The organism is Nostoc piscinale CENA21 (genome assembly GCF_001298445.1).
GTDB classification, from domain to species: Bacteria; Cyanobacteriota; Cyanobacteriia; order Cyanobacteriales; family Nostocaceae; genus Nostoc_B; species Nostoc_B piscinale_A.
The window spans coordinates 2,344,050-2,364,184 of record NZ_CP012036.1; the positions used below are offsets into that span (position 1 = coordinate 2,344,050).

Annotated in this window: 29 protein-coding genes and 5 pseudogenes; all 34 read right to left on the reverse strand. The window is 44.0% G+C overall.

Going from position 1 to position 20,135, the window contains the following annotated elements; translation table 11 throughout:
- Window positions 1–104 precede the first annotated feature (104 nt).
- The 34 genes and pseudogenes from ACX27_RS10245 to rplC all read right to left on the reverse strand — a co-directional run bounded on the left by ACX27_RS10245 (window position 105) and on the right by rplC (window position 19,551).
- Window positions 105–311, reverse strand: a complete 207-nt coding sequence (locus ACX27_RS10245; protein ID WP_062291674.1) for a hypothetical protein — start codon at window positions 309–311, stop codon at window positions 105–107.
- 26 nt (window positions 312–337) lie between these two features.
- Window positions 338–1,186, reverse strand: a complete 849-nt coding sequence (locus tag ACX27_RS10250) for an Rpn family recombination-promoting nuclease/putative transposase (protein WP_062291677.1) — start codon at window positions 1,184–1,186, stop codon at window positions 338–340.
- A 33-nt stretch (window positions 1,187–1,219) separates the two neighbouring features.
- Window positions 1,220–1,720 carry a hypothetical protein gene (locus ACX27_RS10255; RefSeq protein WP_062291679.1) on the reverse strand — a complete coding sequence of 167 codons (501 nt, stop codon included), beginning with the start codon at window positions 1,718–1,720 and terminating at the stop codon, window positions 1,220–1,222.
- 163 nt (window positions 1,721–1,883) lie between these two features.
- Window positions 1,884–2,984, reverse strand: coding sequence for a peptide chain release factor 1 (prfA, locus tag ACX27_RS10260; protein WP_062291682.1), 1,101 nt, complete (start codon window positions 2,982–2,984; stop codon window positions 1,884–1,886).
- A gap of 93 nt (window positions 2,985–3,077) precedes the next feature.
- Window positions 3,078–3,317, reverse strand: a complete 240-nt coding sequence (gene rpmE, locus ACX27_RS10265) for a 50S ribosomal protein L31 (RefSeq protein WP_062291686.1) — start codon at window positions 3,315–3,317, stop codon at window positions 3,078–3,080.
- 117 nt (window positions 3,318–3,434) lie between these two features.
- Window positions 3,435–3,851, reverse strand: coding sequence for a 30S ribosomal protein S9 (rpsI, locus tag ACX27_RS10270; RefSeq protein ID WP_062291689.1), 417 nt, complete (start codon window positions 3,849–3,851; stop codon window positions 3,435–3,437).
- A complete protein-coding gene (gene rplM / locus ACX27_RS10275) occupies window positions 3,851–4,303 on the reverse strand; it encodes a 50S ribosomal protein L13 (RefSeq protein WP_062291692.1) in 453 nt (150 codons plus the stop codon). The genes rpsI and rplM overlap by 1 nt, the downstream gene beginning before the upstream one ends.
- Before the next feature lie 65 nt (window positions 4,304–4,368).
- Window positions 4,369–5,190 carry a tRNA pseudouridine(38-40) synthase TruA gene (truA, locus tag ACX27_RS10280; protein WP_062291695.1) on the reverse strand — a complete coding sequence of 274 codons (822 nt, stop codon included), beginning with the start codon at window positions 5,188–5,190 and terminating at the stop codon, window positions 4,369–4,371.
- A 48-nt stretch (window positions 5,191–5,238) separates the two neighbouring features.
- Entirely contained in the window at window positions 5,239–5,589 is a 351-nt protein-coding gene (gene rplQ, locus ACX27_RS10285; RefSeq protein WP_062291698.1) for a 50S ribosomal protein L17, read from the reverse strand.
- Between the two features lie 33 nt (window positions 5,590–5,622).
- Window positions 5,623–6,570 (reverse strand): DNA-directed RNA polymerase subunit alpha, encoded by a 948-nt coding sequence (locus tag ACX27_RS10290; RefSeq protein ID WP_015113408.1) that lies wholly within the window; start codon window positions 6,568–6,570, stop codon window positions 5,623–5,625.
- 337 nt (window positions 6,571–6,907) lie between these two features.
- The gene (gene rpsK, locus ACX27_RS10295) at window positions 6,908–7,303 is read right to left on the reverse strand and encodes a 30S ribosomal protein S11 (protein WP_015113409.1); all 396 of its coding nucleotides are present in this window, start codon (window positions 7,301–7,303) and stop codon (window positions 6,908–6,910) included.
- 54 nt (window positions 7,304–7,357) lie between these two features.
- Entirely contained in the window at window positions 7,358–7,738 is a 381-nt protein-coding gene (rpsM, locus tag ACX27_RS10300) for a 30S ribosomal protein S13 (protein WP_062291702.1), read from the reverse strand.
- 125 nt (window positions 7,739–7,863) lie between these two features.
- Window positions 7,864–7,978: pseudogene (gene rpmJ, locus ACX27_RS30815) on the reverse strand (50S ribosomal protein L36).
- A gap of 135 nt (window positions 7,979–8,113) precedes the next feature.
- Window positions 8,114–8,338, reverse strand: a complete 225-nt coding sequence (gene infA / locus ACX27_RS10305; protein ID WP_006276978.1) for a translation initiation factor IF-1 — start codon at window positions 8,336–8,338, stop codon at window positions 8,114–8,116.
- Window positions 8,339–8,540: 202 nt separating this feature from the next.
- Window positions 8,541–9,095, reverse strand: a complete 555-nt coding sequence (locus ACX27_RS10310) for an adenylate kinase (protein ID WP_062291703.1) — start codon at window positions 9,093–9,095, stop codon at window positions 8,541–8,543.
- Window positions 9,095–10,408, reverse strand: a complete 1,314-nt coding sequence (gene secY, locus ACX27_RS10315) for a preprotein translocase subunit SecY (protein ID WP_062291706.1) — start codon at window positions 10,406–10,408, stop codon at window positions 9,095–9,097. The genes ACX27_RS10310 and secY overlap by 1 nt, the downstream gene beginning before the upstream one ends.
- A 70-nt stretch (window positions 10,409–10,478) precedes the next feature.
- Window positions 10,479–10,926: pseudogene (gene rplO / locus ACX27_RS10320) on the reverse strand (50S ribosomal protein L15).
- 45 nt (window positions 10,927–10,971) lie between these two features.
- On the reverse strand, window positions 10,972–11,496 hold the full coding sequence (rpsE, locus tag ACX27_RS10325) for a 30S ribosomal protein S5 (protein WP_062291712.1): 525 nt from the start codon (window positions 11,494–11,496) through the stop codon (window positions 10,972–10,974).
- A gap of 106 nt (window positions 11,497–11,602) precedes the next feature.
- Window positions 11,603–11,965 carry a 50S ribosomal protein L18 gene (rplR, locus tag ACX27_RS10330; RefSeq protein ID WP_062291715.1) on the reverse strand — a complete coding sequence of 121 codons (363 nt, stop codon included), beginning with the start codon at window positions 11,963–11,965 and terminating at the stop codon, window positions 11,603–11,605.
- 2 nt (window positions 11,966–11,967) lie between these two features.
- Window positions 11,968–12,516, reverse strand: coding sequence for a 50S ribosomal protein L6 (gene rplF / locus ACX27_RS10335; protein WP_062291717.1), 549 nt, complete (start codon window positions 12,514–12,516; stop codon window positions 11,968–11,970).
- 67 nt (window positions 12,517–12,583) lie between these two features.
- Window positions 12,584–12,985: a 30S ribosomal protein S8 gene (gene rpsH, locus ACX27_RS10340; protein ID WP_062291721.1), complete on the reverse strand. Its 402-nt coding sequence runs from the start codon at window positions 12,983–12,985 to the stop codon at window positions 12,584–12,586.
- A 20-nt stretch (window positions 12,986–13,005) separates the two neighbouring features.
- Window positions 13,006–13,554: a 50S ribosomal protein L5 gene (gene rplE / locus ACX27_RS10345; protein WP_062291725.1), complete on the reverse strand. Its 549-nt coding sequence runs from the start codon at window positions 13,552–13,554 to the stop codon at window positions 13,006–13,008.
- A gap of 97 nt (window positions 13,555–13,651) precedes the next feature.
- Window positions 13,652–13,997: pseudogene (gene rplX / locus ACX27_RS10350) on the reverse strand (50S ribosomal protein L24).
- Window positions 13,997–14,365 (reverse strand): 50S ribosomal protein L14, encoded by a 369-nt coding sequence (rplN, locus tag ACX27_RS10355; protein ID WP_062291728.1) that lies wholly within the window; start codon window positions 14,363–14,365, stop codon window positions 13,997–13,999. Before rplN ends, rplX begins: the two are co-directional and overlap by 1 nt.
- A gap of 39 nt (window positions 14,366–14,404) precedes the next feature.
- Window positions 14,405–14,653 (reverse strand): 30S ribosomal protein S17, encoded by a 249-nt coding sequence (rpsQ, locus tag ACX27_RS10360; RefSeq protein WP_015113422.1) that lies wholly within the window; start codon window positions 14,651–14,653, stop codon window positions 14,405–14,407.
- Window positions 14,654–14,659: 6 nt separating this feature from the next.
- Window positions 14,660–14,891: pseudogene (gene rpmC, locus ACX27_RS10365) on the reverse strand (50S ribosomal protein L29).
- 3 nt (window positions 14,892–14,894) lie between these two features.
- Window positions 14,895–15,323 (reverse strand): 50S ribosomal protein L16, encoded by a 429-nt coding sequence (gene rplP, locus ACX27_RS10370; RefSeq protein WP_062291731.1) that lies wholly within the window; start codon window positions 15,321–15,323, stop codon window positions 14,895–14,897.
- Between the two features lie 106 nt (window positions 15,324–15,429).
- Window positions 15,430–16,188, reverse strand: a complete 759-nt coding sequence (rpsC, locus tag ACX27_RS10375; protein ID WP_062291735.1) for a 30S ribosomal protein S3 — start codon at window positions 16,186–16,188, stop codon at window positions 15,430–15,432.
- 26 nt (window positions 16,189–16,214) lie between these two features.
- Window positions 16,215–16,574, reverse strand: coding sequence for a 50S ribosomal protein L22 (gene rplV / locus ACX27_RS10380; protein WP_062291738.1), 360 nt, complete (start codon window positions 16,572–16,574; stop codon window positions 16,215–16,217).
- Window positions 16,575–16,636: 62 nt separating this feature from the next.
- Window positions 16,637–16,915, reverse strand: coding sequence for a 30S ribosomal protein S19 (gene rpsS, locus ACX27_RS10385; protein ID WP_062291740.1), 279 nt, complete (start codon window positions 16,913–16,915; stop codon window positions 16,637–16,639).
- A 97-nt stretch (window positions 16,916–17,012) separates the two neighbouring features.
- The gene (gene rplB / locus ACX27_RS10390) at window positions 17,013–17,876 is read right to left on the reverse strand and encodes a 50S ribosomal protein L2 (protein WP_062291743.1); all 864 of its coding nucleotides are present in this window, start codon (window positions 17,874–17,876) and stop codon (window positions 17,013–17,015) included.
- Window positions 17,877–17,882: 6 nt separating this feature from the next.
- Window positions 17,883–18,198, reverse strand: a pseudogene (locus ACX27_RS10395) (50S ribosomal protein L23).
- The gene (gene rplD, locus ACX27_RS10400) at window positions 18,191–18,823 is read right to left on the reverse strand and encodes a 50S ribosomal protein L4 (protein WP_062291746.1); all 633 of its coding nucleotides are present in this window, start codon (window positions 18,821–18,823) and stop codon (window positions 18,191–18,193) included. Before rplD ends, ACX27_RS10395 begins: the two are co-directional and overlap by 8 nt.
- A gap of 92 nt (window positions 18,824–18,915) precedes the next feature.
- A complete protein-coding gene (rplC, locus tag ACX27_RS10405) occupies window positions 18,916–19,551 on the reverse strand; it encodes a 50S ribosomal protein L3 (protein WP_062291749.1) in 636 nt (211 codons plus the stop codon).
- Window positions 19,552–20,135 lie beyond the last annotated feature (584 nt).

The window sequence follows — 20,135 nt, forward strand, 5'->3', positions numbered from 1 at the left end:
TTAAGGACGAAGTACCAACACCGTGTCCAATATTAACAAAAATTAACCAATAATTCTTCCCAAGAAGTAACAATCAAACCCAGACATCGCTTAATTTTGATTACTCATGAATTTTGTGCAGCTTGTTGTACTTCTTCAATACTTAAATCGAGTTCCGCCGCTACTTGTTCCACAGTCAAACCCAACCTCAAAAGGCGAGAGACCATTCTTAACTTTTCTTGGCGTTGACCTTCCTGTCTACCTTGTTCTTTACCTTCCTGAAAAGCTTCTTGATAAAATCGCGTTTGCTTTAAATCGCTTAATTCAAACATAGCCTGTATTTTTTCTTAATTACTGATTAATTTTGTGCAGCTTGTTGTACTTCCTCAATACTTAACTCAAGTTCTGCCGCTACTTGTTCTACAGTCAAACCCAACCTCAAAAGGCGAGAGACCATTCTCAACTTTTCTTGGCGTTGACCTTCTTCTTTACCTTCCTGTCTACCTTCCTGTCTACCTTCTGCCATACCTTCCTGTCTACCTTCTTCTTTGCCTTCCTGAAAAGCTTCTTGATAAAAGCGCGTTTGCTTTAAATCGCTTAATCCAAACATATTCTGTATTTCCTTTCTACTCATGTTCGGCAACTTGTAAATCAGAATCGTCTCTATCAATTGTAATAATTGCTGTTGTTGGCGTTGAGATGTTAACTCAAGTTTTGTTCTGGTAATTAACTCCGTAGCCTCGACGATTGCTGTGTTTGTATCAGCAACTACTAACTTGATGGTTGCTATGCCAATTGGTAGTGATGCAACATCGCCTAATTCATCCAAATAAATACATTGGACTCGCTGACTGTCAAAAAATTCTCGATAATGTTTTATATCTTGTGTATCTACACTTCTGTTTGGGTATAAAACCACTGCACGCCAGTCATTTGGCGGTCTATTTTGGCGTAAATATAAACAAATTTCGGCAAACAGTCGTGAATAAAAGTCATCATCAGTTTGAAACTGTACCTCCACAAAGTAAATATGCTTTTCTTCGTTTTGTACAGGTAGAAACACACCATCAATTCTGAAGGCCGTTTGTTTAATCTCAACTGATGAAAATTGATAGTATTCAGTATTTTCTAGAGAAACACCAATGAGTTCAAAGAAGATATCGGGAAATTCTTGAAACAGGCGATAAAATATGCTGTCTGTTTTCACAGATGGAACAGAGAAAATAATATTAACAGCTAATTATGTACTCTTTTGGACTTCGACACCATCCCTAACTTCTTGCACGCGCTCTCTAGTTATCCCTAATACCCGTGAGATTGGGGCTAATAAATTATCATCAATGGGTTCCCCTGCATAAATACTATTGAGTTCGGTAGGAGAGATTTTAAAGGTATCGCAGAATTTAACAAATTCTTGATTGTTCAGGTCAAGTTCTTTTTGTCGCTCTTGTAATAAAAGTGCGATCGCTCTTGTGCCAAACTTAGGACGTTCACTAACCTTTATATATTTTTGTACTAAATAATTAACCTTACTTGTATCCCCACCAGTCTTTTTTAGTAAATCACTACAAGCTTTCTTGAGAGCTTTCTTTAAAACTTCTTCTTCATTTAAAAAATAAAGAATTTCATTCACATATTCTTGCTTAAAGAAACCAACTAAACTACCTTTATGATAAACAGGTATATAAGATGTTTCTGGATGAGATTGCCAATCTAAAGGTTCGTTCCGTAACAATGACATAGCTGCACCTATAAAAATTTGATGCTCACCATTTTAAAACTATTTATATGTGCGTAACTTATGTATATTTGCGGAAATCAATTTTGATTAAAAAACCGTCTAGTGTGTTAAATATCGCAACACCCCAGACGGTTCGTAATTAAATTAATTCTCAAGCTAAAGATTAGTTCATTGCACCAGAAGCCGCTAACTCTGCCAAACGCTCCTGCTGATCTTGAGAGATACAAGATTGAATTACTGTCTCTAAATCACCTTCAAGAACAGGGTTTAAGGAGAAATTTTGACCCAAGCGGTGGTCGGTCACACGGTTATCTTTATAGTTATAAGTGCGAATCTTTTCCGATCGCGAGCCTGTACCAACTTGCGATCGCCGCATGGAAGTTACAGCTTCTTGTTGTTCGCGTAACTTCATTTCATACAGTTTCGCCCGCAAAATTTGTATCGCCCGTTCTTTGTTTTGCAACTGGCTACGCTCTTCTGTACAGAAAATTCTGATTCCTGTCGGTTTGTGCATCAAGTCAACCGCCGTTTCCACTTTGTTGACGTTTTGTCCACCAGCACCGCCAGAACGAGCCGTTGTCATTTCAATATCTTTGGGGTCGATGTGAATTTCTACATCATCCACTTCTGGCATGATTGCGACAGTAGCGGTTGAAGTATGCACCCGTCCTCCAGCTTCTGTGACTGGTACACGCTGTACGCGATGCACTCCAGCTTCAAACTTTAACTGGCTGTAAACGTTGTCACCTTTAATTTCCAGAATGACTTCTTTCCAACCGCCCATTTCTCCCAAAGATTCGCTCGCCAGCGAAACTTTCCAACCTTGAGTTTGAGCGTAGCGAGTGTACATCCGCATCAAATCGCCAGCCCAAATACTCGCTTCATCGCCACCAGTCCCAGCGCGAATTTCCAACATGATATTCTTCTCATCGTTGGGGTCGCGGGGCAGTAATAATACTTTTAAGCGGTTTTCTAAGTATTCTATTTTTTCTTCCAGTTCACTAACTTCCAGTGCGGCCATTTCTTGCATTTCTGGGTCACTGGCTGCTTCTTTATAAACTTGACGCGCCCCAGTTAAATCGGCTTGGGCTGTTTTCCAAGTTTCATAGGTATTCACTACCTCTTCCAAAGAAGAACGGGCCTTAGCTACTTGCTGATACTCATCAGGGTTTTTTGCGGTATCAGGGTCGGCTAGGCGGCGTGTCAATTCATTAAAGGTTTGTTCAACAGATTTAAGTTTCTCCAGCAGGTATGTTTCAGCCATAAGTGCGATCGCTCCTTCAAATAACAACTTGGCTCAAAAAATGACAATCGACCCAGCATTCGCAGGGTCGTCGTTAACAGCAGAGCCAAACCGCTACTTTTTCTTTTTGCCGCCGGAGCTTTGCTCGCTTGACTTGCCGTATTTCCGCAGAAAGCGTTCTACGCGACCTTCTGTGTCGATAATCTTTTGAGTACCAGTATAAAAAGGGTGATTTCCAGACCAAACATCTACGTGTAATTCTGGTTTGGTAGAACCAACAGTCATCACAACTTGACCGTTGCAGTAGACTTTAGCTTCTGGATACCACTGGGGATGAATATCAGGTTTAGCCATTGTTCCTTTTGTGGTGAATCTATATAAATTATAACTTTCAGTGGAATCTAGAGACTAGGGACTAGGGACTAGAGGCTACAAAAATTACCCAATTCCCAAGACCCAAAACCCAATCCCTTATCGTTTGGAGTACTGAGGAGCTTTGCGAGCTTTGTGCAAACCGTATTTTTTGCGCTCTTTAGCTCTGGGATCGCGGGTGAGATAACCTTCTGTTTTCAAAGGTGAGCGATTTTCTGGATCTAATTGGCACAATGCACGAGCCACACCCAAACGGATAGAATCAGCTTGACCAGTCAAGCCACCACCCTCAGCTTTCACCAAAATGTCATATTCGGTTTCTAAGCCAAGTGTTTCCAAAGGAGCTTTAATCACTCCCAAATAATTGGCATTGAACTGGAAGTATAAATCTCCAGGCTTGCCATTAACTGTCAATTGACCGCTACCAGGGACAAGGCGGACTCTTGCTACTGCTGATTTCCGGCGACCAGTACCCCAGTACACGGCGCGACCGCTATTTGCTTCTGCTACTACCATTAGCTTTCTCCAGGAATTGTACTAATTTTTAATTCTTGAGGTTTTTGGGCTGCGTGGGGATGAGTCGGCCCTGCATAAACTTTCAGCTTAGTAAACAACTGCCGACCCAAGCTATTTTTCGGTAGCATACCTTTAACAGCATGTTCAATAATCCGTTCGGGGATGCGCTGTTGCAGCTTGGCAAAAGTTTCGGTCTTCATCCCACCAGGACGGCCAGAGTGGCGACGATATAATTTTTGAGTCCGTTTTTTACCTGTGACTGCGATTTTCTCGGCATTAATCACAATCACAAAGTCACCTGTGTCTATATGAGGTGTATATTCCGGTTTCTTTTTGCCTCGGAGAATCATAGCGATTTCGGTAGCGAGGCGACCAAGGCGTAGGTCAGTAGCATCTACTATGTACCAATCATGCTCAAGGGCATCTTGAGGCGGAAGGTAGGTTTTACTCATTTGTGTTTGTCCTTTGTTATTTGTCCTTTGTCATACGTCATTGAGTAATGACTGATGACCAATGACTAAAAACTAAATTTGGGCTGGGTATCGTACCAAATATCACAAGAAAAAGGAAAATCAGGATAGCCGACGCGCAACAAGCATAAACCCTGAGCAGGTGCGGCATATTTTACTTCTTCTCGGCGTTCTTCTTGCCAAATTTCGGTGAAGTTCGCCAGGGTTCGCTGTCCAGCACCTACTTGTACTAGCATTCCCACCAGCAGCCTAACCATGCCATATAAAAATCCATCTGCTTGAATTTCTAGATGAAGCAATGACCCGCTACGATGACATTCTGCGGCTTGTACTTCTACCCAAGAATGTTTTCGCTTGGAGCCTGCACGATGGAAAGCTGCTAAATGATGCTTGCCCAATAGAGGTTTCATGGCAGTCTGAATCAATAATTCATCCAGTGGCTCATGATAATAATGCCAACTAAAGGGTTTAATGAACAAATTTGGTCGTTTTTCCGTGTATATCGTGTAGCGGTATCGCCGATAAGCCGCACTAAACCGCGCGTGCCAAGCGTTACTTACTGGTGCTGAAGCCCTAATTATGATGTCTTGTGGCAGATAACTATTGAGAACTGTTGCCCATTTCTGGGCCGGAATTAAACCTGTAGCATCAAAGTGGGCTACTTGTGCAGCAGCATGAACGCCAGCATCAGTACGTCCTGCACCATGTAGTGTGACATGATGACCAAGAATAGTCGCGATCGCTGTTTCGATTTCTTCTTGGACTGTACGCTGCCCCTTTTGCCTTTGCCAGCCATGAAAATGAGTTCCCAGGTATTGAATTACCAAGGCAACTCTTTGAGTTTGTTGCGGCTGGTTAATTTCTTGCATACAGATTTTGTCCTTTGTCATTTGTCAGTTTGACCAATGACTCATGACTTAAACCAGTTCAATAATTGCCATTTCGGCATTGTCTCCACGCCGAGGCATGGTATGGATAATTCGGGTATAACCACCACTCCGATTAGCATACCGAGTAGGAGCTTGTTCAAACAAAGCATGAACCAGTTGCTTGTCATATATGTAACCTAAAGCTGCCCGACGAGATGCTAAGGAGCCGTCTTTCGCTAAGGTAATCATTTTATCTACTTCACTCCGCAAAGCTTTCGCTCTAATCAAAGTGGTGGTAATTCGACCATGACGAACTAGCTCAGTTGTTAAGGTACGCAACAGAGCGCGACGCTGGTCAGCTGGTTTACCAAGTTTTTTAACTCGACAACGGTGACGCATAATAGTGGACTATGAACTATGAAAGGTTTTGCTTTAGCTGTGTTTGGAGCTTCTTTCCTGCGGTAAGGTAATACCCAAGCGTCGTTGCAACGCTTCCACAACCTCTTCCGCCGATTTTTGACCAAAGTTTTTGATTTCTAGCAAATCTTCTTGGGTAAAGTCCAACAAGTCTGCCACAGAATTAACTTGTGCGCGTTTGAGACAGTTGTATGCCCGCACAGAAAGTTGCAATTCTTCGATAGGAATTTGAGCAGTTGGGTCGTCTGGAACATCAGAACCAATATCTGTTGGTTCTAAAGAAATATCCTTCAGTGGGTTGAATAAATCTACCAAAATACTGGCTGCTGAGGATAGTGCTTCTTGGGGAGAGACACTGCCATTTGTCCAAACTTCTAATAACAGTCTGTCTTTGGTAATCGAGCCGTCCGCACGGGCTTCTTCAACACTGTAGTTGACTTTTCGCACTGGCATAAATACCGAGTCGATTTGCAAAAAGTCCAAAGAAGTAGCTTCTTCCCGTCCTCGTTCTACGGTACGATAACCCTTACCGCGTTCGATGCGAAACTCCATTTCCAGCTTACCGCCCTCAGCGAGAGTCGCAACATACTGGGTAGGATCAACTACTTCAACTTCACTAGGCAAATCAAAATGAGCGGCTGTAACTGTTGCTGGGCCAGTTACAAGCAATCTACCAATTTGGGGTTGAGAAGAGTAGCTCTTGAGAATAACTTCTTTCATTCTCATCAAGATTTCTAGCACGTCTTCCCGCACACCCGGAACTGTGGCAAACTCGTGGGTAACACCTGCAATTCGCACTGCGGTTACGGCTGTTCCTTCCAAGTTGGACAACAACACCCGTCGCAGTGCATTACCCACAGTTGTGCCTTGACCGCGCTCTAGGGGTTCTAAGACAAACTTACTGTAATGACTCCGACTTTCTTCTGTACTTGACTCTACACATTCAATTTGAAACTGCGCCACGGAGTAGCCTCCCTTAATTAAGGTGCTGCTAGCAATTAATTGCCTATTCAATTTACTTTTGCCCTCGGCTTGCTTCCGGCTGATCAAACGACTCAAATCTAGTGAGGGTAACTGACCTGCTGATGAAGCTTGTGGGCGATTATCCATAATTAATATGGTGTTGCGGATAGTGCAGCAGCTCTCCCTCCAGGAAGAGCTAACTTGCTTTTTACCACCCAAGCATCCAGAAGTTATTTACTCTTTACTCTGCTTGATAGCTAAAAACCAAAACTTTAGTAGCTATCACAAGTGAATTTTTAATTGCAACTTCTGGTATTTATTACCCAACAAGTTTGATCTAGACTCGACGGCGCTTTGGTGGACGGCAACCATTGTGAGGAATGGGGGTAATATCCCGAATCAGGGTAATCTCCAGTCCTGCTCCTTGCAGTGCGCGAATCGCAGTTTCTCTACCAGCACCAGGGCCACTGACCATCACTTCAATTTGACGCATTCCTTGGTCAATCGCTCGACGGGCGGCGCTTTCAGCAGCAGTTTGGGCTGCGAAGGGAGTTCCTTTTTTAGCTCCCTTAAAACCACTGGAACCAGCACTTGCCCAAGAAATAACATCGCCGTTTTGATCAGTGATGGTGACAATGCTATTGTTGAAAGTAGATTGGATGTAAGCAAGTCCGTTAGGTACGTTCCGCTTTTGCTTTTTACTCCCAGTTTTTTTAGTTGGTTGTCTCGCCATATTTGTTTAGTTAATTTAAGGAAAAACTTGCTCTGTTGAGCAAGCAATGAACAATTATTTGCCAGGAGCCTTCTTCTTACCAGCCACTGTCTGCCTTCTGCCACGGCGGGTTCTAGCATTAGTACGAGTTCTTTGTCCTCTGACTGGTAAACCCATCCGATGGCGGCGACCTCTGTAGGTACCGATGTCAATTAGACGCTTGATGTTCATGCCTTCCAAGCGCCGCAAGTCACCTTCTACTTGATAGTTACTTTCTATTTCTGCACGTAGGGCTGCGACATCGGCATCACTTAAGTCTTTCACACGAGTGTCTGGATTGACACTTGTAGCCGCCAGAATTTCCTGCGACCTTGATAATCCAATTCCATAAATGTAAGTTAGACCAATCTCTACGCGTTTATCGCGTGGCAGGTCTACGCCGGCAATACGTGCCACAATAAATCTCTCCCTGTTGTTCTCGCAATTTCTCTTGGTTAAGATGTGGGTGCTTGATATGCCACATCTAGGATTTTTTTTGGTGATTTTTCCCAGTCACGGTTAACTCCCCAATACTGAGAGTGTTATCCTTGACGTTGTTTATGCTTGGGGTTAGAGCAAATCACCATAACGCGACCACGACGGCGAATCACGTTACACTTTTCGCAAATTTTTTTTGACAGAGGCTCTGACTTTCATGCCTTTCTTAATTGACTCCAAATATAAAATTATAGCATTTCTCGAAAAATATTACAGTTAAGTAAATGAGAATCTCCCAACAAGTTGATTTTATGGTAAGATCCTTCACATATAACTAATTTTTTCTGGATTTAATTATTTTTTCCGCAATCTATAGGTAATTCGGCCTTTTGTCAGGTCGTAGGGAGTGAGTTCAACCTTGACGCGATCGCCTGGCAAAATTTTGATATAGTTGCGGCGAATTTTTCCAGAAATGTGGGCTAGTACGTTAAAACCATTGTCCAGGTCTACACGAAACATCGCGTTCGGCAAGGACTCAGTAACAGTACCTTCCATTTCAATCAAATCTTGTTTAGACAACTTTTTTGTTCCTCAACTCAACAGTTTTTGGTTCGCTGGCAGCTTTAATCTGCAAGAGAACACAATTTGAGAAATATATCAACAGTTTATTAATATATCTTAGCTAAAATTGATCAGCATTCTCTTGCTCAAGTTCAGTGAAGAATTGGGAGTAGTGAGTGGTGAGTTTTATTCTTCCCCATGACTACTCCTGCATCTCCAGCTAGGAGGCTAAAATTTGTTTCAATTCACTAGTGACTTCTTCTTGGGATTGATTACCATTGACTGTTAACAGCCTTTGGCGTTCACTATAGTAGTTGATCAAAGGTGCAGTTTCATTGCGGTACACTTCTAGGCGACGACGAATCACCTCTTCGGTATCATCTTTTCTTCCCCTAGCCAGCAACCGCGAAATCACAATATCATCTGGTGCATCTAAGTTAACTACTCTTTCGCCACCTTGAGCAGTTTTTGCCAACAATGCTTCTAAAAAAGCTGCTTGCGTAACTTTGCGAGGAAAACCGTCTAGAATCCATCCAGATTTGGCATCTGATTGACCGAGACGTTCCTCCACTAAGTCTTGCACCAATTGATCAGGAACTAACTCACCGCTATCAACATAACTTTGAGCTTTTACCCCCAAAGGAGTTTGCTCCTTCATTGCTTGCCTCAAGATTTCACCAGTGGAAATATGAGGGATATGCAGGTGTTCTGCCAAAACCTGAGCTTGAGTTCCTTTGCCCGCACCCGGTGGCCCCAAGAAGATTAGTCGCGTCACTATTGTTTCACCATTCCTTCATAACGCTGAGAAATAACGTAGGTTTGGACTTGTTTTGCGGTGTCAATTGCCACACCAACTAGAATTAACAATGAAGTAGCACCCAGTCCCTTGAAGGTTGGTACTTTCAACGCACTTTCCACGGCGGTAGGAATAATCGCAACCAAGCCTAAAAAGATAGCTCCCAAGAAAGTTAAGCGGTTAATAACTCGCTCGATATACTCACTGGTCGCTTTTCCTGGACGAATACCAGGAATACTCGAACCCATTTTTTTCAAGTTTTGCGCTACATCAACTGGGTTCACAATCAATGAAGAGTAGAAGTAGCTGAAGAAAACAATGGAAGTTAAATACACTAGGGCATATACCCAAGGTGCAGAACCACCAGGGCTGAGATAGGTATTGACAATATTTGCCAAGTCAGGATTTTTTGTAAAGTTGGCAATTAGCAATGGCAAACTCAAAATGGCAGCCGCAAAAATAATTGGCATCACACCACCAGAGTTGAGCCGTAGGGGTAGATAGCTACGCTGTTCTGCCAAAACTCTTCTACCTACTTGACGACGAGCCGAAATGATTGGGATGCGGCGAATACCTTCCTGCACAAAGACAATGCCCACGATGGTGGCTAAGAAGACCAACACCAGCACAATTACCCGACCCACGATTTCTCGACCGCCAACTTGTACCAAGTCGATGGTGTCGCCTAGAGATTTAGGTAGCGAAGCGACAATGTTGACAAAAATCAACAGTGATGCACCGTTACCAATACCTCGTTCTGTGATCAGTTCGGATGCCCACATAACAAACATAGAACCTGCGGTCAGCGCGATTGCAGTTTCAGCTACAAATAGAGGGCCAGGAGTTAAAGCAAATTGTTGCAAGAAGAAGGCAGAAAACGCTGTACTTTGGAGAATTGCCCAACCTACAGTCACATAGCGCGTAATTTGTGAAATTTTCCGCCGTCCTGCTTCACCTTCATTTTTCTGTAAATTTTCTAAAGATGGGATAGCCGCAGTCAGTAATTGGATGATAATGGACGCATTAATAAAGGGCAGAATCCCTAAAGCAAAGACTCCCAAAGTAGAAAGTCCACGCCCAGAAAAGATATCCAATAAACCAAATATGGAATTACTGCCGGAAATGGCATCATGGAATCTATTTCTATCAATTCCAGGTACAGGTAAAAAGATACCTAGGCGAACCAAAATTAAAATACCGACAGTGACAAGCAGCCTGCCTCTTAGCCCAGCTGCTTGTGCCATCTGCATAAAAGTTTCTTGAGCCGTTGGGGCTTTATCTCGACTGATCATAGAGTGCTACCTTTGTCGTGAACCAGGCACTGGAAGCAAGTTGGCAGGTATTTATGTGCGCGGTTAGGCTTCACCCTAAAACTTCACAACTTCCTCCAACTGCCTCAATTTTGCTACGAGCTTGACCTGTGAAAGCTGCCGCTTTGACGTTGAGGGCAACGTTCAATTCCCCATTACCCAAAATTTTCAATGGACCTTTGGCAGAGGTTAAAATCCCAGCTGCTTTTAAGGATTCCAATGTTACTTCTGTGTTGGCAGGTAGAGAAGATAACTTCTCTACATTTATCGTAGTGTAAATCTTGCGATTCACAACTGGAAAGCCTTTCAGCTTTGGTATCCGGCGGTACAATGGCTGTTGACCACCTTCAAACCCTGGCCTGGTACTACTACCAGAGCGAGATTTTTGACCCCGCATACCTAGACCGGCACTGGCACCTTGACCAGCAGAAATGCCTCTACCTACACGGCGACGGCGTTTTTTTGGAGCCTTTTTGAGGCTTAACATCGTTGAGTCTCATGATGTTATTTGTATTGTGTACAAGAACTCTGTCAGTGAAGCTCTACTAAATGTAGAGTTTGTCAATAGCAATACCACGGTCTTCAGCAACTTCTGCTAAAGTACGTAGGGTAGATAGAGCATTAACAGCGGCTCTAGCATTGTTAAGTGGGTTGTTAGAACCAAGTTGTTTAGCAAGAACGTTGCGAACTCCTGCTAATTCCAATACTGTCCGCACGGCACCGCCAGCAATTACACCAGTACCAGGTGCAGCTGGACGCATGATGACTTTTGCACCGCCACCAACACCATCAATCGGATGAGGAATGGAATTAGATTTTGTAATTGGAATGTCGATTAGGTGTTTTTTGCCATCGGCTACGCCTTTTTTCACAGCACCGATAACATCTGAGGCTTTCCCTACTCCCACACCGACTTGACCACGTTCGTTACCAACAACGACAATTGCCCGGAAGCTGAGTTTTTTACCACCCTTAACTACCTTGCTCACACGTCGGATTTGGATTACCCGCTCTTGCCAGTTGGTTTCTTCTTTTTTTGCGCGGTTAGCTTTACGACGACCTGTTGCCATAATTCATGCTCTCTAAATGTCATTTGTCAATTGTCATTTGTCAGTTGTCATTTGTCCTTTGTCATTTACCTAATGACCAATGACTAATGACTAATGACTAATGACTTTAAAAATCTAAACCAGCTTCGCGTGCTGCATCCGCCAGTGTTTTGATGCGGCCGTGATATAAGTTACCACCACGATCAAAAACTACTTTGGTAATGCCTTTTTCTAATGCGCGTGCTGCAATTAACTTACCAACTTGTGCTGAGGCTTCGCAGTTAGCGCCAGATGCTAAATTTGCTTTTAATTCTGCATCTAAAGTTGAGGCTGCCACTAAAGTATGATGCTGAGTATCATCAATTACTTGGGCGTAAATATGTTGGTTAGAACGAAATACGGCTAGGCGTGGGCGTTCTGGAGAGCCGCTAACTCTACCACGGACGCGGCGGTGGCGGCGCTGTTTGGATTCTCTACGAGTAAGTTTCATGCTTATTTCTTACCTTTACCTCCGGTCTTACCAGCTTTGCGTCTGACTACTTCACCCGCATAGCGAATACCTTTACCTTTATAGGGTTCTGGTGGTCGGACGGCACGAATCTTAGCAGCTGTATTACCGACTACTTCTTTGTCATAACCACTAACGATGACGTTAGTGTTATTTTCTACTGCAAATTGAATTCCATCTGGTGGCTCAATATGTACTTGGTGACTGAAACCCATGTTTAACACCAGGTTGCGTCCTTGTACTTGGGCGCGATAACCAACCCCTTGAATTTCCAAACGACGTTGAAAACCTTGGGAAACTCCCTCTACCATGTTGGCTACCAATGTCCGGCTTAAACCGTGCATTTGGCGAGAGGTACGGGAATCATCTTTGCGAACTACTTGTAAGGTTTCGCCTTCTTGGTTTACTGTTACTTGAACAGGTAGATCCCGTGAAAGCTCACCTTTGGGGCCTTTGACCACAACCTTTGTGCCATCAATAGTGACTTGCACTTTGGAGGGAATAGTAATTGGTCTTTTACCAATACGAGACATGATCTTTTGTCCTTTGTTATTTGTCTTTTGTCTTTTGTCTTGAATACTGATGACAAATGACTAATGACTACCAGACGTAGCAAAGTACTTCACCACCCAAATTCTGACGGCGAGCTTCACGGTCAGTCATAATGCCACTGGAGGTAGAAATAATGGCAATACCGATACCGCCTAATACTCTGGGTAGTTCTTTTCGGTTGGAATAAACACGTAAACCAGGTTTACTAATCCGTTTGAGGGCAGTAATCAAAGGCTGACGATTTTTCCCTTTGTATTTTAGAGAAATCACCAGGTGCCGTTTTACGCCTTCTCCGGTTTCTGTATATTCTGAAATAAATCCTTCTTCTTGTAGTACTTTAGCAATACTACGGGTCATTTTAGTGGCTGGCACTTGTGTTGTTTGATGCCTTGCCATGTTGGCATTGCGGATGCGCGTCAGCATATCTGCAATTGTGTCGTTAGCCGCCATCGTTCCCTCTTTAGATGAACTTATTGATCGCGAAAGGGCATTCCCAATTCTTTGAGTAAAGCGCGGCCCTCTTCGTCATTTTTTGCTGTAGTAATAATCGAAATATCCAGACCACGAATTTGATCAATGCTATCGTATTCGACTTCTGGAAAGATTAGCTGTTCTCTTACACCTAGAGTATAGTTACCACGACCGTCAAAGCTTTTTGGGCTAATACCGCGAAAGTCACGGATTCTCGGTAGTGTCAAGCTGATGAGGCGGTCGAGAAAAGCATACATTTTCGCGCCTCTGAGAGTGACCATGATCCCAACAGGCATACCTTGACGGATTTTAAAGCCTGCGATCGCTTTTTTTGCTCTTGTCACTACAGGCTTTTGACCAGTAATGAGGGCAATTTCGTTGATAGAAGCTTCTAAAGCTTTAGCGTTTTGTGCTGCTTCGCCCAAACCTCGGTTAACAGTCACTTTGACCAACTTCGGTACTTGATGAATGTTGGTGTATTGAAACTGATTTGTGAGTTTCGGGACGATTGTCTCGTGATATAAAGTTTTGAGTCTTGTTGTCGCCATAGTTTTTGTCCTGAGATCCCTGGGCTTGGTCAGGGAAGATTATGAAGAATGAAGATAAAATAAGTAATATTTCTACTTCAGACTTGAAACTTCATCCTTAATCAATAATCTCGCCAGTTTTTTTTGAGTTTTCTCACCTTCTTGCCTTCGGGGGTAAAGGTGTAACAAACGCGACTAGCGACATTTTGTTTTGTGGAATAGAGCATCACGTTAGAACTGTGGATTGGGTACTCTTGGTTAACAATCCGTCCAGATTCCCCTTCTTGTTGGGGTTTAACGTGCTTTGTCTTAATGTTGACACCTTTAACAATGACTTTGCTTAGTTCGGGCAATGCTTTAATTACTTCACCAACTTTGCCTTTGTCTTTGCCAGCAATTATTTGCACGGTGTCACCAGTTTTGACGTGCATTTTATGGAATACTTTTTCCTTTTGGATAGCCATTAAAGCACCTCCGGAGCCAGAGAAACAATTTTAGTAAAGTTCTTGTCGCGGAGTTCCCTTGCTACTGGGCCGAATACCCGTGTACCTCTAGGATTACCTTCTTTATTGATGATCACAGCGGCGTTATCATCAAAGCGAATGGTCATACCGCTATCACGACGGATGTTATGGCGGGTGCGAACAATCACAGCTTCCACAACATCTGATTTTTTCACAGCCATGTTGGGAATGGCATCTTTGACAACGGCAATAATTCTGTCGCCGATAAAACCGTAACGGCTATTACCTGCGCCTAACACCCGGATACACATTAGTTTCCGTGCGCCGCTGTTATCTGCCACATTTAAGTAAGTTTGGGGTTGAATCACAATTAGTCTCCCTTGTGCAGTTGTTAGTGAAGTAACAACTTATGAGTTTTTAGTGTTGAGGATTTCTGTGACTTGCCAGCGTTTGGTTTTGCTCAGGGGTCTGGTTTCCTGAATCCGCACGCGATCGCCCACTTTGCATTTGTTTTCTTCATCGTGAGCTTTATAGCGGCGGGTTTTCACTACAATCTTGCCGTATTTGGGATGGGGAGCGCGGTTTTCGATGGCAACTACCACCGTTTTTTGCATTTTGTCGCTCACTACCAAGCCAACTCGTTCTTTGATTGCCATAATCTCTTAGTTCTCTTCTTTAGGAGTTTGACTTGCTGCTGCCCGTTTGCGTTCTCCCTCTACTGTCAACAGTTGGGCGAGGCGATGGCGAGCATGGCGGAATTGGTGAGGTTTTTCTAGTTGTCTGGTTGCTTTTTGCAAGCGCAACTGAAACAGTTGTTTTTTTAGTGGCGGCAATTTCCGCGGCTAATTGTTCGTCACTTAATTCTCTAGCTTCTGAAATCTTGGGAAGCGGCATGACCTACTCCTGCTCCTCTTCTATCTGAGAGCGCACAATAAATTTGGTTTTAATTGGCAGTTTGTATGCAGCTAGGCGCATAGCTTCACGGGCGATTTCTTCAGAAACACCAGCGATTTCAAACATAATCCGCCCTGGCTTAACTACTGCCACCCAAAATTCTGGATTACCTTTACCAGAACCCATCCGTGTTTCTGCCGGACGCATAGTAACAGGTTTATCTGGAAAAATCCGAATCCAGATTTTACCACCCCGACGGATATAACGAGTCATCGCCCGACGGGAAGCTTCGATTTGCCGAGAGGTAATCCAAGCTGGTTCTTGGGCTTGGAGAGCAAAATCTCCAAAGTTGAGGGTGCTACCCCGGTGGGCTAGACCCGCCATTCGCCCGCGCTGTTGTTTGCGGAATTTAGTTCTTCTAGGACTTAACATGACTATGAAGTGTGAACTATGAAGTGTGTAGACGCGCTTGGCGCGGCTTCCCGAAGGTAGTGTGAAGTGTGAAAGATAAATTTTTTTATCCTTCCGCCTTCATCTTTTACCCTTCATTGGAACGGTCTTCAAACTGCTGACGACGACGCTGTTGTTGACGGCGACGTGGTTCACGTTCGCGGGTGGCGGCGGGTTGGGGTTGAGTTTCTTCCTGTCCAGGAATAATTTCTCCTTTAAATACCCACACTTTGATGCCCAAAATACCGTAAATGGTTTTAGCTGTGCAGTAAGCGTAGTCAATATCAGCCCGTAAGGTGTGTAGAGGTACTCTACCTTCGCGCGTCCACTCTGTCCGCGCAATTTCCGCACCATTGAGCCGTCCGCTGACTTGAATTTTAATTCCTTGAATACCAGCACGTTGCGCCCGTTGAATTGCTTGGCGGACTACGCGACGGAAGGAAACCCGACGTTCTAATTGTTGGGCGATGTATTCCGAAATCAAGTAAGCATCAGCATCAACTCTTTGGACTTCGACGACGTTGATCCGAATTTGACGAGTACCGCCTAATAAATCTTGCAGTCCAGTGCGTAAGGATTCGATACCTTGTCCACCACGACCTACAACTACACCAGGGCGGGCTGTGCGTACTTCCAAATCAATTTGGTCTGCTTTGCGCTCAATTCTGACTTCGGAAATGCCAGCGTTATTTTGAGCGAGTCTACCCAGTTTTTGTTCGATGTAATTACGCAGTTTGTAATCTTCTTGTAAAAGTTCTGGATAGCGTTCAGGATCTGCGTACCACCGGGATTGGTGTTCTTGGGTAATTCCAAGGCGAAAGCCAACTGGATGAATTTTTTGTCCCACAAATGCTTCCTCTAAAGTTCTGGTAATTATTCCGCAGTCTCACCAGCAGCTACAGCTACTGTGATGTGACATGTAGGTTTGCGAATTTGGTAAGCTCGACCTTGCGCTCTAGGTTGGAAACGTTTTAGGACTGGGCCTTGATCAGCGTAAGCTTGAGTAATTACCAGTTGAGCGCGGTCTAGACCTGCATTGTGTTCAGCATTTGCGGCTGCGCTTCTGATTAGTTTCAGAACTGGCTCACAAGCCCGATAAGGCATGAATTCCAGGATAATTAACGCTTCTCTGTAAGACCGCCCCCGAATTTGATCGAGTACACGACGCACTTTAAAGGGAGACATGCGTATATAACGGGCGATCGCTTTTACTTCTGTAGTATTAGTTGCCATGTTTTTCTCCATTGTTGTCATAAGTCATTATTTTTATTTAGTTAATGACTCATAACTAATGACTATCTACCCGCTTTCTTGTCACTTTTGCCATGACCCCTGTAGGTGCGTGTTGGGGCGAATTCTCCCAACTTATGGCCTACCATCTGATCGCTGATAAACACAGGGACGTGTTGTCTGCCATTGTGAACAGCGATCGTATGTCCCACCATCTGGGGCAGAATTGTTGAGGCTCTTGACCAAGTTTTAATAACTTGCTTTTCGTTTTTTTCGTTCAGCTTTTCAATTTTGCTGAGTAAATGATCGGCAACGAAAGGCCCTTTTTTTAGTGAACGACCCATAGTTAAATTTCGGTTTTAGGATTTGGGATTTTGGATTTATTTATTTGGACTTTAGATAGTTTTTCCATCTAAAATCCAAAATTTGAAATCTAAAATTTTAAGACTGACGACCACCACGACCGCGCTTAGAAGATTTACGACGACGGCGCACAATCAACCTACTGCTAGGTTTCTTGGGTTTGCGTGTCTTGGCTCCCAATGCTGGTTTACCCCAAGGTGTGACTGGGCCGGAACGACCAATGGGCGCTCTACCTTCACCACCACCATGTGGGTGATCCACTGGGTTCATGACGCTACCTCTAACTTTCGGACGGCGACCTTTCCAGCGATTGCGTCCTGCTTTACCAGCACTCAGGTTTCTCGCATCGGTGTTGCCTACTTGCCCGATGGTAGCGTAGCATTCACGCCGTATCATCCGCACTTCCCCAGAAGGCAGCTTGAGGGTGACATAATTACCTTCTTTAGCAACTACTTGTGCTGTTGCACCAGCAGCACGGACAATTTGTCCACCTTTACCAGCAGTTAGTTCTACGTTATGTACGTTTGTACCTAAAGGAATGTTTGCCAGTGGTAAGGCATTACCATCTTCAATTGGCGACTCAGGGCCAGCCATTAAGGTTTTACCTACAGTCAATCCATTCGGTTGGAGGATATAGCGTTTTTCCCCATCCTGATATTGCAGCAAGGCAATACGAGCATTGCGGTTGGGATCATACTCGATCGCTAACACTGTAGCGGGAATGTTACGCTTATCTCTTTTAAAATCAATAATTCGATAAAGTCTTTTATGGCCGCCACCCCGACGACGGCTGGTTATCCGCCCTTGATTGTTGCGACCTTTGGCGCGATGGATGTACACCGTCAGAGACTTTTCTGGCTCTTTTTTAGTAATTTCCGAAAAGTCGGAGATTGTAACTTGACGAGTACTGGGGGTATAAGGGCGATAAGAACGAGTACCCATTTTTTGTTAGACCTCTGGGAATAGAATCTGTCTAATCTTTTGTGCGTCCCCAGGTGAGACGGTGACAATTGCTTTCTTATATTGGGGTTTGTAGCCAATAAATTTGCCAACACGACGTTTTTTTTCGCGGCTGTGTAGCAGTATTGATTTTGACTACTTTGACTTGAAACAAGTCTTCGATCGCTGCTTTAATATCTGGCTTGGTAGCTTTTAGGACTACTTCAAAAGTGTATTGATTCTGTTCCATCAGAATCGTTGCTTTTTCGGTGACAATCGGGCGACGCACCAAGTCAGGCAGATCACGGGGCGCAACCTTAGCCATTGTAGACCTCCTGAATTTTTTCTAATGCTGGTGCTGTAACTACAAGCTTGTCAGCGTGCAGCAGGTCATAAACATTCAACTGATCTGCTGCAATAATTTTTAAGTTCTCTATGTTGCGTCCTGACAGATAAACGGTTTCGGCAATCTCAGACAAAATTAAGAGTGTCTTTTGTTCTGGGCTTGCTCCCCAACGCGCTAAAGCTGCAACTAAATCTTTAGTTTTCGGACGAGACAGTTCGTTGCTAAATTCTTCGACCACAATCAAGTCTTCAGCACGGCTAATGAAGGCTGTGCGTAATGCCAACCGTCGTTCTTTCCGGTTCATTTTCAGGTCGTAATCTCTGGGTTTAGGCCCAAAAATCACACCACCACCACGCCATAAGGGCGAACGAATCGAACCAGCACGAGCGCGACCTGTGCCTTTTTGCCGCCAAGGTTTGCGGCCACCACCTCTAACTTCTGCGCGAGTTTTTGTACTAGCGGTTCCTTGACGAGCATTGGTTGTTTGTCTAACCAAGGCGCGGTGTACAATATGGGCCGCTGTTTCTTCTTTGGCAACCCGCAAGTCGAACGTCTTTTGTCCGACTTCATCTCCTTGCCAGTTTTTAACTACAGTCTCAACCATTTTTTTTGTCCTTTGTCATTTGTCTTTTGTCATTAGTCCTTTGTCATTTGTCTTCAGCTAATAACCAATGACTAATGACCATTGACGATTGACTATTTACCAACTTTCTTTGCGGGTACAACACTCACTAAGGAACCTGGTTTACCAGGAATTGCGCCTTTAATGAGTAATAAGTTGCGTTCTGCGTCTACACGCACAACTGTCAATTTACTAATGGTGACGCGAGTACCACCTAAGCGCCCTGCCATTCTTTTTCCTGGATACACACGACCGGGTGTTGTACCAGCACCAATGGAACCGGGCGCTCTGTGGTTTTTAGAACCGTGAGACATTGGCCCGCGACCAAAGTTATTCCGCTTTTGGTTGCCTGCAAAACCGCGACCGATACTTGTACCAATTACATCTACAATTTGACCAGCACTAAAAATATCTGCCTTGATTTCTTGACCTAATGTATACTCGCCAGAATTATCTGTGCGAAATTCACTTAGGTGACGTAAAGCTGGCGCTGATGATTTAGCTAAGTGGCCCAATACGGGTTTATTTAGAGCTTTTGGCTTGACTTCGCCATAACCAAGCTGAATGGCGGCGTAACCGTCAGTTTGTTTGGTTTTAACTTGTGTAACAGTGCATGGCCCTGCTTGAACGACTGTGACAGGAATTGCTACTCCTGCCTCGTCAAATATTTGGGTCATGCCCAGCTTGGTGCCGAGAATACCTACAGACACAGTAACTGGTTCTCCTTTTTACTTACTGAGCAGATTCATCGGGATGCTCGGTGATGTTCTGACTGAGGGAGGACGATCCTCAGTAATTTCCAGCAACTAGTGTTGCTTTCTCTTATCCAGAAAACAAAAACCGTTCCCTAAATTTTGGTTGAATCCGTTTACTTGAATTCAGTTGCTTACTAGAACAGCCAAGAGTTGCTTCCAAATGGAATCACAAATCTCTGGTTTTAAGGCAATGCTCTAAAGCTTTGCTTTTTGTGCAGCAATGCTCTCGTCCAAGCATTTGCTTAGGCACTTCTCGGAGGCTGCGTTTGTGATGGCCTCCTTGTTGTAGAAGGACTTAAGTAGTTAATTACCACTCAGTATCCCTATAACTAAGACTTTTGTACTACAGCACTAGTATTACGACTCAGTTTCTACCTTTAGGATTACCTTAAACTATTGTTCAAGGTTTTGCCTAGTTGATCCGGGCTACAAGAGAGAATCCAGATTGTATCCGGCTTATGGCTTTGATGACTTCGCCATCATTATATTTAGTGAACATCAAGGCTTTTTTAGTTTAGCAGTCTCTTGGTAGCTTGGCT

What these genes read in the sequence shown, in the direction of transcription:
- ACX27_RS10245 (WP_062291674.1), bottom strand. Translation starts at nt 311, where the DNA reads ATGTTTGAATTAAGCGATTTAAAGCAAACGCGATTTTATCAAGAAGCT.
- ACX27_RS10255 (WP_062291679.1), bottom strand. Translation starts at nt 1,720, where the DNA reads ATGTCATTGTTACGGAACGAACCTTTAGATTGGCAATCTCATCCAGAA.
- prfA (WP_062291682.1), bottom strand. Translation starts at nt 2,984, where the DNA reads ATGGCTGAAACATACCTGCTGGAGAAACTTAAATCTGTTGAACAAACC.
- rpmE (WP_062291686.1), bottom strand. Translation starts at nt 3,317, where the DNA reads ATGGCTAAACCTGATATTCATCCCCAGTGGTATCCAGAAGCTAAAGTC.
- rpsI (WP_062291689.1), bottom strand. Translation starts at nt 3,851, where the DNA reads ATGGTAGTAGCAGAAGCAAATAGCGGTCGCGCCGTGTACTGGGGTACT.
- rplM (WP_062291692.1), bottom strand. Translation starts at nt 4,303, where the DNA reads ATGAGTAAAACCTACCTTCCGCCTCAAGATGCCCTTGAGCATGATTGG.
- truA (WP_062291695.1), bottom strand. Translation starts at nt 5,190, where the DNA reads ATGCAAGAAATTAACCAGCCGCAACAAACTCAAAGAGTTGCCTTGGTA.
- rplQ (WP_062291698.1), bottom strand. Translation starts at nt 5,589, where the DNA reads ATGCGTCACCGTTGTCGAGTTAAAAAACTTGGTAAACCAGCTGACCAG.
- rpsK (WP_015113409.1), bottom strand. Translation starts at nt 7,303, where the DNA reads ATGGCGAGACAACCAACTAAAAAAACTGGGAGTAAAAAGCAAAAGCGG.
- secY (WP_062291706.1), bottom strand. Translation starts at nt 10,408, where the DNA reads ATGATCAGTCGAGATAAAGCCCCAACGGCTCAAGAAACTTTTATGCAG.
- rpsE (WP_062291712.1), bottom strand. Translation starts at nt 11,496, where the DNA reads ATGGCAACAGGTCGTCGTAAAGCTAACCGCGCAAAAAAAGAAGAAACC.
- rplR (WP_062291715.1), bottom strand. Translation starts at nt 11,965, where the DNA reads ATGAAACTTACTCGTAGAGAATCCAAACAGCGCCGCCACCGCCGCGTC.
- rplF (WP_062291717.1), bottom strand. Translation starts at nt 12,516, where the DNA reads ATGTCTCGTATTGGTAAAAGACCAATTACTATTCCCTCCAAAGTGCAA.
- rpsH (WP_062291721.1), bottom strand. Translation starts at nt 12,985, where the DNA reads ATGGCGGCTAACGACACAATTGCAGATATGCTGACGCGCATCCGCAAT.
- rplE (WP_062291725.1), bottom strand. Translation starts at nt 13,554, where the DNA reads ATGGCGACAACAAGACTCAAAACTTTATATCACGAGACAATCGTCCCG.
- rpsQ (WP_015113422.1), bottom strand. Translation starts at nt 14,653, where the DNA reads ATGGCAATCAAAGAACGAGTTGGCTTGGTAGTGAGCGACAAAATGCAA.
- rplP (WP_062291731.1), bottom strand. Translation starts at nt 15,323, where the DNA reads ATGTTAAGTCCTAGAAGAACTAAATTCCGCAAACAACAGCGCGGGCGA.
- rplV (WP_062291738.1), bottom strand. Translation starts at nt 16,574, where the DNA reads ATGGCAACTAATACTACAGAAGTAAAAGCGATCGCCCGTTATATACGC.
- rpsS (WP_062291740.1), bottom strand. Translation starts at nt 16,915, where the DNA reads ATGGGTCGTTCACTAAAAAAAGGGCCTTTCGTTGCCGATCATTTACTC.
- rplB (WP_062291743.1), bottom strand. Translation starts at nt 17,876, where the DNA reads ATGGGTACTCGTTCTTATCGCCCTTATACCCCCAGTACTCGTCAAGTT.
- rplD (WP_062291746.1), bottom strand. Translation starts at nt 18,823, where the DNA reads ATGGTTGAGACTGTAGTTAAAAACTGGCAAGGAGATGAAGTCGGACAA.